The 11,185-nt window shown below is 43.2% G+C and carries 15 protein-coding genes and 1 pseudogene; 10 read left to right on the forward strand and 6 right to left on the reverse strand.

Annotation, left to right across the window (positions count from 1 at the left end):
• Window positions 1-414 precede the first annotated feature (414 nt).
• On the forward strand, window positions 415-663 hold the full coding sequence (locus LC605_RS27355) for a hypothetical protein (protein WP_229550633.1): 249 nt from the start codon (window positions 415-417) through the stop codon (window positions 661-663).
• A gap of 90 nt (window positions 664-753) precedes the next feature.
• Window positions 754-1,347 (forward strand): hypothetical protein, encoded by a 594-nt coding sequence (locus LC605_RS27360; protein WP_229550634.1) that lies wholly within the window; start codon window positions 754-756, stop codon window positions 1,345-1,347.
• Window positions 1,348-1,382: 35 nt separating this feature from the next.
• On the opposite strand, the gene LC605_RS33165 is transcribed toward LC605_RS27360, so the two are convergent.
• Together LC605_RS33165 and LC605_RS27365 are read right to left on the reverse strand one after the other, a co-directional pair.
• Window positions 1,383-1,517: a hypothetical protein gene (locus tag LC605_RS33165; protein ID WP_267868681.1), complete on the reverse strand. Its 135-nt coding sequence runs from the start codon at window positions 1,515-1,517 to the stop codon at window positions 1,383-1,385.
• A 20-nt stretch (window positions 1,518-1,537) separates the two neighbouring features.
• Entirely contained in the window at window positions 1,538-1,708 is a 171-nt protein-coding gene (locus tag LC605_RS27365) for an NblA/ycf18 family protein (RefSeq protein WP_229550635.1), read from the reverse strand.
• Between the two features lie 145 nt (window positions 1,709-1,853).
• Here LC605_RS27365 and LC605_RS27370 point away from each other — a divergent pair, with 145 nt between their 5' ends.
• The 5 genes from LC605_RS27370 to LC605_RS27390 all read left to right on the forward strand — a co-directional run bounded on the left by LC605_RS27370 (window position 1,854) and on the right by LC605_RS27390 (window position 6,256).
• The gene (locus LC605_RS27370) at window positions 1,854-3,866 is read left to right on the forward strand and encodes a hypothetical protein (RefSeq protein ID WP_229550636.1); all 2,013 of its coding nucleotides are present in this window, start codon (window positions 1,854-1,856) and stop codon (window positions 3,864-3,866) included.
• A gap of 3 nt (window positions 3,867-3,869) precedes the next feature.
• Window positions 3,870-4,490: a hypothetical protein gene (locus tag LC605_RS27375; RefSeq protein ID WP_229550637.1), complete on the forward strand. Its 621-nt coding sequence runs from the start codon at window positions 3,870-3,872 to the stop codon at window positions 4,488-4,490.
• Window positions 4,491-4,492: 2 nt separating this feature from the next.
• Complete coding sequence (locus LC605_RS27380) at window positions 4,493-5,158, forward strand: ferritin-like domain-containing protein (protein ID WP_229550638.1); 666 nt, start codon at window positions 4,493-4,495, stop codon at window positions 5,156-5,158.
• Window positions 5,149-5,361, forward strand: a complete 213-nt coding sequence (locus tag LC605_RS27385) for a hypothetical protein (RefSeq protein WP_229550639.1) — start codon at window positions 5,149-5,151, stop codon at window positions 5,359-5,361. Before LC605_RS27380 ends, LC605_RS27385 begins: the two co-directional genes overlap by 10 nt.
• A gap of 133 nt (window positions 5,362-5,494) precedes the next feature.
• Complete coding sequence (locus LC605_RS27390; protein ID WP_229550640.1) at window positions 5,495-6,256, forward strand: hypothetical protein; 762 nt, start codon at window positions 5,495-5,497, stop codon at window positions 6,254-6,256.
• 8 nt (window positions 6,257-6,264) lie between these two features.
• Here LC605_RS27390 and LC605_RS27395 read toward each other — a convergent pair whose 3' ends face one another.
• Window positions 6,265-6,432: a hypothetical protein gene (locus LC605_RS27395; RefSeq protein ID WP_229550641.1), complete on the reverse strand. Its 168-nt coding sequence runs from the start codon at window positions 6,430-6,432 to the stop codon at window positions 6,265-6,267.
• A gap of 108 nt (window positions 6,433-6,540) precedes the next feature.
• On the opposite strand from LC605_RS27395, the pseudogene LC605_RS27400 reads away from it, so the two are divergent.
• A pseudogene (locus LC605_RS27400) lies at window positions 6,541-6,912 on the forward strand (four helix bundle protein).
• A 29-nt stretch (window positions 6,913-6,941) separates the two neighbouring features.
• Here LC605_RS27400 and LC605_RS27405 read toward each other — a convergent pair.
• Entirely contained in the window at window positions 6,942-9,731 is a 2,790-nt protein-coding gene (locus LC605_RS27405; RefSeq protein ID WP_229550642.1) for a hypothetical protein, read from the reverse strand.
• Window positions 9,732-9,817: 86 nt separating this feature from the next.
• On the opposite strand from LC605_RS27405, the gene LC605_RS27410 reads away from it, so the two are divergent.
• A complete protein-coding gene (locus tag LC605_RS27410) occupies window positions 9,818-9,955 on the forward strand; it encodes a hypothetical protein (RefSeq protein WP_229550643.1) in 138 nt (45 codons plus the stop codon).
• An 84-nt stretch (window positions 9,956-10,039) separates the two neighbouring features.
• Here the strand turns inward: LC605_RS27410 and LC605_RS27415 are convergent, their stop codons facing one another.
• Window positions 10,040-10,369 (reverse strand): helix-turn-helix transcriptional regulator, encoded by a 330-nt coding sequence (locus LC605_RS27415; protein WP_229550644.1) that lies wholly within the window; start codon window positions 10,367-10,369, stop codon window positions 10,040-10,042.
• A gap of 11 nt (window positions 10,370-10,380) precedes the next feature.
• Window positions 10,381-10,743 carry a helix-turn-helix domain-containing protein gene (locus tag LC605_RS27420; protein ID WP_229550645.1) on the reverse strand — a complete coding sequence of 121 codons (363 nt, stop codon included), beginning with the start codon at window positions 10,741-10,743 and terminating at the stop codon, window positions 10,381-10,383.
• A gap of 111 nt (window positions 10,744-10,854) precedes the next feature.
• Between LC605_RS27420 and LC605_RS27425 the strand changes: the two genes are divergently transcribed.
• A complete protein-coding gene (locus tag LC605_RS27425) occupies window positions 10,855-11,034 on the forward strand; it encodes a hypothetical protein (RefSeq protein WP_229550646.1) in 180 nt (59 codons plus the stop codon).
• Window positions 11,035-11,185 lie beyond the last annotated feature (151 nt).

Here is an 11,185-nt window from a genome sequence, read left to right on the forward strand (position 1 = left end):
TTTACCACCTGTTATTACTAAAAATAATATTGTTCTTAAAATAAACAATAAAAACTTATCACTGACTCTTGCTTCCGTAGCTAATTAATCCTTTTCTGGCTTTTCATCACTTTTTCAGCAAGCCCTACTTATCCAACCCCGGAAGGGGGACAGCGATTAAATCAACCGATTTAATCGCTGTCCCCTATGCTTTGAGCTAAGATCTCCCCTGCTTCTTTTTCAATTGGCTTTTCCATTAATTAAGCTAAACTTACCTTAACTATTATTGTTCATTCCTCTTGAGAATATTTCCATGCATTCTCAAGAGGATTTTTGTCTACCCAAAAAACCTTGACATCAGTGAGCGAAGTTTCTGTGCCAGCCCCTCAATTAAACGCAATTTTTCGGCAAGCTCTAAATTAGAGGAAGAAACCGGTGACAGCAACGATTGAGCCAAAATTCAAAGTAGGCGATCGCGTCCTCCACAAACGTAGTTGCAAAATTTACACAGTACTGGATTCCAAGCACCATAAAGCCATTGCGACCCACGCAATCAAAGTACACACAGACGGCACTACCTCAACAAGCCCCACGACAATTGCCGAACATTGGACATATAAGCTAGATGATGGGCGTAGCTGGCGATATGGTGAATCGTTGCTGGAATCCATCGCCTATTGGTAAGCTTTCCCCGTTATTAATTACTGTTTGCCTCCAGCAAATCCACCTCGTTTTCTGATATATTGGAACACGTTTTGGTACGTGTCAGAACGCATGGAACAGATAGATAGAATAGCGATCGCACCACTCAAAGAACGCTACGGACACCGCAAATTTTACACAGAATATCTTCCCGCTCTTGGCATCCAAACAACAAAGGATGGGAAAAATGCCTATATAACTGGGCACGAAGCTGAACTACTGGAAAAGTACCACGAGGCGAGGGGGAGAGGTAAAGAAGCGGTAGCAGAATTTTTGGCCCAGCTAGGAAAACACGTACCAGAATACGTGCCACACATCCCGGAACCCATACCAAAACACGTTCCAATACGTGCCCACGACATATCCCGCATAGAGCTTTTGCGTATGGCTGGCACATTGCAAGAGATGAACTCCGTTGCCCGATGGCTAGCAACGGATTGGGTACTGCAAACCGCAGCAATGCAGCAGATTGTTATCATCCGTCCAGTGTTGCTGGTATTCTTAGATAGAGACAAACTGCCACGTTTGAAGCGCTTTTGTGCAAGAGGCTATGAGTTTCGGCGCGTGGATGATAGAAGTAATAAGGAGTGGCTGGCTGAAATGGTGGAGATTTCTAACTGTGGCAGAAGAGAAAATATTACTACGCCTACGCAAAGCAATAATTGATTAGGGACATTCAAAATCACATTCTTCGCTACCACCTAGCAAGCAACCTTCCCCAGACACAAAACCACAATCAAACCATTCTTTATCATCTTCACATCCCAATCCTCGGTTGACTCATAATCTGGATCGTCTAGCTCTGGGTATTCTGGATAGCAGACAAAACCTGTCATTTTTCCTCAGCTTTTGCCCGTTAAAGCTCAATCAACCACGCCTTTTTTAATCTCTCTTGATAATAATTTTGTCGTTCAAACATCTGCTGGTACATTTCCACCAGCATTTGCTTAACTTCGGTTTCACTCATATTTTCAACTTGTCTGTTGAAACTACAAATTTTGAATTCCTGCTCGTGTGTTAGCCCCATTCAAGCGTCCCTTCCATCTCGGTTCCAATCGCCCTAGCTACTGCTTAAGATACAAAGATAGCAAAGCTTTATGTAAGAATCGTTTTAGATCACATCAAGGATTTGGACATCAGCAAATCGTTGCTGAGACTTCTAACAGAAAATTATGATCGGACAATATGCCGGAGTCGGTGAGATTTGCCCACAATTTCAAATAGCTGTAGCCAATGGTGGCAATTTAGCTACAGGTACTTTGTATTTCTCATTCCAATTACAAAACCGCGCTGGGTTTAATCGGCCTTCAGTAAGTAGCGCGATCGCCTTTACCACCAATCAAAAAATTATCATCACCATCCCGGAAATGCCAGATGGCTGGGATATCCATTATTTTGTGATTAGCGCCGGGGTAACAAGCGATCCTGCAACCCACGTTCAAATTGCCCGTGTCCCCGGCTACCAGTACGGAGTCGGAATTGAACCGCAGTCACTGAAGACGATTCTATCTACAGAGTTAGAATTGAATCGCAATATTCATTTAGCTTTAGCTCCTTCCGTGACCAGCGTAGGGAGTTTTCCCGTAGGGGTAGATAGGTTAGATGGGCAGGTTCGCTGGGTAACAGATATTGCAAAGTGGTTTGAATACCGGGCTGATTCTACGTTACCTTTGAGTGTCGATGCAGTAGCGGCAGATATCGGGCAATGGGTACGCATTGGTGGCGCTAGTACGCAAGTTCAAGATACTCGTGCAGGGGTGGGGAGCGATCGCCCTATAGTTTCAATTAATCCAGTAACCGTAATCCCCACTCCCCCTTACCCTGGGGAAACTCTGAGTAAGTATCTTCCCAGTTGGGAAGCAAAATACTGGATTTACAATGATTTACCAAACGCACTTCCCGCCGGGACAGAATTTGGAATTGAATTGGAATACAACAACAAGCGATCGCCGGACTTACTCAGTGGCTTGGTGCTAGTAAAATTCATTGGTTTTGTGCAAACTGATGGCGGTATCAGAACTCAAGACGGTGATGGGCGGGACTTTCCGAACCTTGGGGCATTTTTCCCCTGGACACCCAAATTAACAACCCCATTTATCACAATTGACGATTTGCAGCCGGGAGAGGCGATCGCCCTTGCAGTGAAACCGTTTTTCTCGGTAGCTGAATTTACCGTCAAGGATGTAATTGGAGTATTCCCAGTTACCCGTATTCAATCGGGGGACTACAATCCATTAGGGAAACTGCTGCCAACAGGAATAGTTTACGATATCGGCGATCGCTATCGAGTAGTACCGGGTACTGGCTTGAGCTACGATATACTTTCAGGATGCGCCTTAATTGGTGGTTACGACTTCCCAGAAAAACCCCGACGCAGTTTTGGCGGACTGCAACCCAATACCGCCGGACAAAAAGTAATAGTTAACGGCAACGCCTCTGTATTTACGGAACTAGCTAGCTATACCCCATCAGCGAGTGAGGGGATAAGGGCAATCGTCTCTACTGTGGCGGGTGAAAGTACCTTCTCTGAGTGGAGTAGTTATGTAGCGATTACCGCCGGCGCTACTCTAACTCTTTCTTATCCCTGCAACGCTTCGGGCGTGGGAACTATTCGCGCTGATTACCCAGATGCGATCGCAGGGAACAATAAAGGGCTATTTAACCCATTTTCTGTAAACATTTATTTACAACGTCAGGACACCCTAGAAATTCGCCGCTTCTCTGGATTTGGAGTGGTAGCTGCTGCTTCACAACAGTTCACAATTAGCAATTGGACTGCGGGGGTTGTTACCTCGCCGCCTACGGCCGATGCGGCTTTCTCGTTATTCGCGCCATCATCAGGAACAATTGTTCCTGGAATTACTGGTAACTTCCCCTCCACTAATTACCGTGTAGCTTACTCGTTCAGCTACGACGGCAACCAAATTACCGAAATTTCCCACGCCTCACCACCGTGTCTTAAAGAGCGAGAAGGCGGTTTAGAACTTCCGCAAATTGAGGTAAATCCTGAAGTAACTATTTTGGCGGCAGAGGAGCCGGCTACGGTGGTTGATACAGGTATTGGTATCAACGCTTACTTAACTTTTCGTATCCCCCTACCAGAGGGGAGTAATTTCGATGCTATCCTAACCGATAGCAATGGTTCAGTTTTGGTCGATTCTAGTGGCAATGTTTTATCTTTTTAGTTTATGGCTTTTATTTATACTGCTTTAGTAGTTGACAATATTGCTGCTTTAAAGGCGTTGAACGAGGATTCAACGCCTAAAAGAGTAGATGGTGTATTCTTGGCAGTGGGCGATCGCGGCGATGGACTGCCCGCCTGGTATCGATACAATACTGCATCTACTACCGCAGAAGATTTACCCGATGTAGTAACGCCTACTGACACTATAGGTAGGTGGTTTCAATTTAGTGGTGGCAGTGGCGGCGGCGGTAGTAGTAGTTTTGATTTTAGTGGTTCATTGATTTGTACTTCCCTTTGCACCACAGGGGGCAGGGCATTTGATTTTGATAGTTCCCAGTTTGGGATTATTCAAATAGTTGTCGATTCTGGTTTTGCAAATCAAATTACCACTTCCAATACGGCAATTCAAGTACACAAATGGAGCCAAGAGCCAAACACGGGTAACATAGGGAGGATTTTTGTAGCGGCAATCCCAAAAACAGGTGGCGAAGTTTTTCTGGCTGTTGATACAGATTACAACTGGATAACTATCAACGCCAGAAAAATTGCTAACAATGGCACACACTGCGCTACCTGCTTCACCACAAGCCAGAATGTAGCAACATTGCGGAGTTTCAAAACTTGATTATGCTAATTAAAATTCTGATTTATATAGGATTGCGTAACGAGCAGCAATTTATCAGATTGTTAGCAAAGCTAGAGTATGGGGTGGCAATATTTTGCTTTAAATTAGCAGCGATCGCACTTGAGGAACATCGCTACAATTTAGCTAAATTATTACAAGAACACGCTCGTGATGAACAAAGGCACGGCAAGATGCTCTCTTCATTAAGTGGGGATAAAATAAAGCTATCTGAAACCGGGCAATGGATTGAATTGTATCAAAACCAAGAATTGAAGGTAATCAAAAATACCGATGAAGAAACAAAAGTTTTACAAGGTGTTTACTACTCAGGGCAATTTGAAAATTTAGATGGGATATCAAAACGCTATCTATCTCTAAGAATCCTATTTCAAGGGAAATCAGCAATTGATTATCCTTGGGAGGATAGATTTGCTTTCATGCAAATCCTCGAAGAGGGAACGGGGAAATTATATAAAGCATTATCCAAAGTTGCATCAACAGAATCGCTAAGGGCGATCGCTTCTCAAATCGCCCAAGACGAGGTAAATCATCAAGATTATTTATGGCACGCTTCTTACGATTGGTATCCAGATTTAATTAAGTGGGAATCTAGAGTTGGCTGGGCAATGTGGGGTTTGGCGGTAGATTTATTTAAATTGTGGAAATAACTAATTCTTCACTTCAAAAGTTATTTACTGTTGCTAACATGGTTCCTGTCCGCGTCCCTAAAGGCTACGCTGGACAAACCAAAAAACTGAAAATTAATGGTGCCAATATTAGCGCAACTTATCTAGTTGACTTGGGAGTGGGAGAGGCGATCGCCTTACTCACTGATAAAGGTAATTGGTATTTAATAGGACTTACGCATTGACAGAGTGGCAAAATAATGCAGTTGATGACACAGTAATAGAAAAGCTTTACAGTCAGACACAATATACAGTACATTGTGGAAAACCTCACCGATACTTGTGCCGTGTAGTGTGCATGAATGATATTTTTTGTCAATGCGTAAGTCCTATATTAATCAATCTAGCACGCGTGTTATTGAGTATCGTCAAACGTCTTTAAAGAAGAAAATTAAATATACTGGCGGTTTACTCGCCAGTACCAATAATTACATAACAGGTGACGGTGAAGGTAAGTTGATGGCGAACCTTATCGCCCAACTTTTCCATGATACTAATTCTTGGAATAATCCCAGTAAAAAAAATAAGAGATATATTGCCTGTCTAATTGGCCCAACTTATACACCTTTAGAATTAATTAGAAGCGCACTTTTAGAATGGAATTATATATGCGAAGATGTCCCAGATACCAAAAAAGAAACTTTAAAAAAATACGACGGATTAATTGCCAGAGTCGTTAAAGTACCCGAACTTCCTTTTATCTTTGGTGAGAATGTTGAAGGCATTGCATCAATGCTGAAAGCAGGAAAAATAGTTTACTTGGGCGGATGCGGCTGTCCCTTTGGATCTTTACCCTTCAATGACATTCTTAATAGATTAGGATTTTCATGGAGTGTTCAGGAAACCCGCAGTTTAAGCCAAAGCGAAAAACCTCAAGTCGTTTATCCTTGGGTTGTGCAAAGAAATTTAAAAGCTGGCATAAATGAGACACGCGACTATATGCCTCAAATTACTGATAGAACCGTGTTTTCAAATGTTAAAAAAAGCGAGGTGATCGTCAAATCAAAGAATGGGCAAGTGATGATGGCGTACTCACCCTATCCCGATTGTTTAAAATACTTAAAAAATTTAAATCCCTAATACAATCGTTAACTTTTATATGATATTTTTTTTTGATTGACAACCTGCGATCGCCTCTTCGGTATCTCAATCTTAAAGCTCTGTCCCCGCACCGTAACTTCAATGTTGGTGGCATTTTCTGTAATTTTGGGGAAGAGCTTTGCCCAAGGCTCGGCTACTTTAGCAATTGTGTACATAAATGAGTAATGAGTAATGAGTAATGAGTAATGAGTAATGAGTAATGAGTAATGAGTAAATACCCATTACTCATAGAGTAAAATTGAATTACCACATTCTTTTTACTCATGACTAATCATAACGTAAGTATCAGCATCCAAGAAAGAACAGAAAACTTTGCAATAAGAATTATCAAAGCTTACTCTGAGCTAAACAAAAAGCCTTTTGATGACGCTGGTAAAATTCTATCCAAGCAATTCTTAAGGAGCGGAACATCAATAGGCGCAAATTCTTCAGAGGCTAAATATGCACAATCAAACAAGGATTTTATAAGTAAGTACTCTATAGCTCTAAACTAAGCTAACGAAACATTGTATTGGATAAGAATATTGATAAAATCAGAGTTAGTGCCAATATCAAAATTTCAGGGATTAATCGAAGAGAATGAGCGAATTATCAAAATAATAACATCTTCAATTAACAAGTTGAAAGAAAAATAATAATTTACTCATTACTCATTACTCATTACTCACGGATTTGGGTTCCTTCGGCTTTGTACCCGTGCCCAATCAATTATCGATCCTAACTCCGCATCTATTACGTTAGTCACGGTAATATTTACCCCCGGCGCTTTCGGCTCCTTGGGCACTGGTATTTTATTATAAGTGAGATTTGGAGTCATCCAGCGCCCCAGAGTAAGGGAGGTGGCAGCAGTTACTTTGGGCACTCCAGACGCCGGAGTACCGGCTACCGCTTCTCCTGACGGAGACGCTACGCGAACGCTATCAACTACACCCAATATATTTAAGGTAGTCTGCACTCCTAAAACTACCCGTTGGCGAAATTCGCCGTTGCAATAGTAGTTAAAGCGATCGCCCTCCTTAATCAACAAGTTACCATCAATCTGTAACGTCTCGGTAAGCCCATTTTGCCAATTCTCAATAGCTAGTTTGCACCTAGCAGCAGTCAAAGCTTCATTTAAGGTTTTGGCTAAGGGGAAGTTTTCGGAACCATTAATTGGATTTGCATCGGTATACCCAGCAGTTTGCAAGAAGTAGCGGTATTTCTGTTCCTCTTTTTGGGTTTTAGTTGATTTTTCGGCAGGCTGCTCTTTGATAAATTGAGAAGGTCGGCGAGTTGCAATGGGTAATTCACCAGTACCTTCCTCAATGGAAATCTCTTCTAAAGCGGAGGCTATAGCTTGTCCTTGAGCTTTAAATTGTTTAGTGTATTTGATAAACTTCTGGGGTGAAATCTCCTCACCGCGTTCATAGGTTGGGTAGCCGCCCTCAAAGCCTATTAGTTTTTCTTGATATACAGCTTCAGTAACTTGAGTGAAAGATTCAAATTGTGACTCTTCGCCCACATATAAATCAGGCGCAAGGGGACTACCATCTTCAGCTTGATTAGTCCCCGAAATTACCGTTACCCCTTCATTTTCTGGATTGGAGCGAGAGGCATAACTTGTTGTTTCAGTGCGCTCATATTCAACATAGTAGGGCGGCGCATAATCTGGATCAATAAGTGGTTCGACGGTGCTAGTGCCGTCTCTGTTACAGGTTTTCACTAACTCAAACAAGCCCTCGGTACTGTATTCAGGCATCAGCTTGAGATAGTAGCTAGTACGTCCAATTACTGGAATATTAAAAAATTTATACAAATAATATTCAGAATCATCTGGGGTAAGATCAAGTGTTTCTGGATTATCTGCTGACTCTTGCCGATAGCGGACTGTATTGTAGCCGCTTGTAGTCGTAGAAAGTAAATACCCTGTGCCTAAATCGTAAGTGTAGTCAGTGGTAGTTCTTTTCAAGCATTCCCAGCGATCACGGCTTCCGTATAATCGCCCCTTCGCTTCGCTGTAAATATCAATCGCTCGGTAAGCAAAACCCCAGATTTCGTCAACTACCTTGGTAGTCGCTCCATTCTCAATGGTAGTCGTTGAACGGGTTTTAGTTTGTCCGCCAATGTCGAAACACAGACTCATGACCTCAATCGCGTCTACCCCCTCAAGCGGAGTATGGGCGTTCTTATCCCCATCAACCCGCTCCTCCCTTTTACCCTGCTTCTTGACATATGTAGGTTTTTGTCCTTGGGTAAATTCTTTGGGTTTATCCTGAATCTGGCTAAATTCCCCAGTCAGTTCCGAGTTGGGGTATTCAAAGGCTAGTGCCGTTGGCAACTCACCCCGTAATTGGGGCACTGGTGGCAATTGCACCACACTGGGGAAATTTACGGTTTCAGGCGTGGGAGGATTGTAGTTAGCAATTGAGGTTAACCGCCTTTTACTAGTCTTAGCGATCGCCTCATAGCTCGTTTCCACCTCCCCCAAAATATCCGCCTCCTGATAAAACCATACCCGCGTACTATCAATTCGCACAACTTCCACCGCAGCCGCGTTACTCCAGCGAATGAAGGAGTTTGCAATTAAGGTGCGATCGCTCAACAGTTGCACTGGATTCACTACCGTATCTCTTGGTGTACCTTTGGGTATGGGAACAGCCGCAAGATTGGGGCCAGTGTAGGCAATACCAATTCTTGATAGCAACTGTTGTATAGTCACATTGAAATTAGGATCGCTCTTATTTGGTATAGGTGCGATACATTCTGGATCTTGAAACGGTTCATTGCTCGGAAGGTTGTTTTTGCCGTCTGAACGTAAAAAGCACGGCTCATTTAAATAATTTTCCCAGCGCGATCCTAGTGACACGCTTACGTCGCATCTAGAGTTTGGGTAAATACTGCGTGGGTATTCTTTGATATTTAGGCTATTGATTCTCAATGGCAACCCATACAAATCTATCTCTGTGCCTGGGGCGAAAATCGTTTGAATTAGGCTTTTAGGTAGCGTCATCTCCAACTCAAATTGAGCGCTGGGTTGCTGCTCAAATCGGCGATTAAATTGAATGGCTCCTTTAGCAGGCAGATTTGTAAATAACTGTGGGTAAGGAGGAGGGAGTAGGGGTGGTGAAAATTTAATCTGCTGGGTAGTCCCATAGATTTGCAGACTTCGCCCCTCCCCACCATAGACTCGCACCGTATTGGTATACGGATTATACAAAAATTCACTCTCGCGTGGATCTTCGGGGTCAATCGCTGGAGTGAGTGTTTTGCCGTTGGAGGCGATCGCGGTTACATTCTCCCAGTCTGTGGAAAGGGTAATTTCTTCTGCTGCCTCGACTGCGATCGCAACTACTAGCCCAAAGTTCACTACTACCAATGGAGCAAAGTTATTTTCCTCGAAATGAATTTCAGTTAGGTGGGCGCGGTAGTCACCGACGATTTCAGTCGGGAGGGAAAACGAGGCGATATTCAGCATTATTCCATTGGGAGGTGTCAAGATTATGTTAACTTCAACGAATTAATCCGTATGACCTTCGTCACGCCTACGCGATTCGCGGCAGTGTGCATTACAAAGTGCCAGTGGCAACGATGGCGGCATGGATGGGACACTCTCCCACGGTTCACTGGAATACTTACAATAAATGGATTTCTCAAGTCGAACACGCAAAAGTATTTGATATGCTCAAAGATCAATCCTAAGTGTAGCGACCTGCATTGCAGGTCGCTACACTTAATCGTCCCATGCTCGGATATATGTCTATCCGCGCTTGGGACGAAAAGTCTTTACAAATCTTCAAGCACTAACTCAATCAACCTTTTGCGCTGTTCCTTGCTCAGTTTTTTGGAGAGCAAAAATATCTCTTCTGGGGACATTGTATCGGCGCTGCTTTCGGCTTCACCCTTCAGATAACTCCGTAGTGCATCAATACCACTCAGCCCAGCTTTTTTGGCAATCTTGTCCATGTTTTCCGACGACGGAAACCCATTCCCAGACAGCCATTTTTGAACAGTAGAGGAGCTAACGCCTAATTCCCTAGCCAGCGCACTTTGGGAGCGATCGCCCTTCGCCCGATCCACGATTTCCCTAAACCGCTCACCAAATTGTTCGCTCATTATTTTTTCACTCAACTTAACAAATCATCAAACAACAGTCTGACCAATCTTGCCCGTTGCTCTTTGTCAAGTTTCTTTGCCAATTGCAGGACATCCTCTGCCACCTTTGGCGAATAAACTTCTTCTGACTCACCTCCACTGATCTCAGAAAACAACTCTTCTAGACTCATTCCAGCCGCCATAGCAATTTTTTCCAGATTCTTGGCAGAAGGCATACCTTGACCTTTGAGCCAATTCTGAACGGCGCCAAGACTCACGCCCAAATCCATCGCAAACTGGCTCTGTGATCGCTCCCCTTTTGCTTTGTTTGCTATTTTTGCGAGGCGTTCTCTTGCTTCGTCGTCCATCAATATTTGCCGGAATTCTAACCACATATCATAATGCACCTTTTAAAGGGCTACTGGAGTACAGACAGCACTTTATAGAAACTTGTAGTATTATTGATATTGAGTAAATAATTGGTAGTTAACCACTAAAGTAGTAAAATGACAATAAAAAAATCCTTCGACGCTGCCCCAGAGGTGGCAGCCGAATTGGTATTGATCGCGCATGAGATGGGTATACCCCAATCGGCTGTGATCGTAATTGCCCTAGAAGCCTACTTCCTCGATTACTACCGCAAGAAGCGCGAAAAAATGCAGCACAAAGAATTGATTGCTGCATAAGGGATACTGCATCTACCCAAGGTAAAACTCATGGAGCAATCAGGGATATATAAAGCCAAAAACGCTGAAAGACTAATCCCTGAATACCATCTCAGGGAAGCAATAAAAGAAATCTAGGCAGAAATGCTAGGAGCAAACGCAACCAATGAAT

The sequence above is a fragment of the Nostoc sp. CHAB 5836 genome, from assembly GCF_020829445.1.
GTDB lineage: Bacteria > Cyanobacteriota > Cyanobacteriia > Cyanobacteriales > Nostocaceae > Nostoc.

What these genes read in the sequence shown, in the direction of transcription:
- LC605_RS27360 (WP_229550634.1), top strand. Translation starts at nt 754, where the DNA reads ATGGAACAGATAGATAGAATAGCGATCGCACCACTCAAAGAACGCTAC.
- LC605_RS33165 (WP_267868681.1), bottom strand. Translation starts at nt 1,517, where the DNA reads ATGACAGGTTTTGTCTGCTATCCAGAATACCCAGAGCTAGACGATCCA.
- LC605_RS27365 (WP_229550635.1), bottom strand. Translation starts at nt 1,708, where the DNA reads ATGGGGCTAACACACGAGCAGGAATTCAAAATTTGTAGTTTCAACAGA.
- LC605_RS27370 (WP_229550636.1), top strand. Translation starts at nt 1,854, where the DNA reads ATGATCGGACAATATGCCGGAGTCGGTGAGATTTGCCCACAATTTCAA.
- LC605_RS27375 (WP_229550637.1), top strand. Translation starts at nt 3,870, where the DNA reads ATGGCTTTTATTTATACTGCTTTAGTAGTTGACAATATTGCTGCTTTA.
- LC605_RS27380 (WP_229550638.1), top strand. Translation starts at nt 4,493, where the DNA reads ATGCTAATTAAAATTCTGATTTATATAGGATTGCGTAACGAGCAGCAA.
- LC605_RS27390 (WP_229550640.1), top strand. Translation starts at nt 5,495, where the DNA reads ATGCGTAAGTCCTATATTAATCAATCTAGCACGCGTGTTATTGAGTAT.
- LC605_RS27395 (WP_229550641.1), bottom strand. Translation starts at nt 6,432, where the DNA reads ATGTACACAATTGCTAAAGTAGCCGAGCCTTGGGCAAAGCTCTTCCCC.
- LC605_RS27405 (WP_229550642.1), bottom strand. Translation starts at nt 9,731, where the DNA reads ATGCTGAATATCGCCTCGTTTTCCCTCCCGACTGAAATCGTCGGTGAC.
- LC605_RS27415 (WP_229550644.1), bottom strand. Translation starts at nt 10,369, where the DNA reads ATGAGCGAACAATTTGGTGAGCGGTTTAGGGAAATCGTGGATCGGGCG.
- LC605_RS27420 (WP_229550645.1), bottom strand. Translation starts at nt 10,743, where the DNA reads ATGTGGTTAGAATTCCGGCAAATATTGATGGACGACGAAGCAAGAGAA.
- LC605_RS27425 (WP_229550646.1), top strand. Translation starts at nt 10,855, where the DNA reads ATGACAATAAAAAAATCCTTCGACGCTGCCCCAGAGGTGGCAGCCGAA.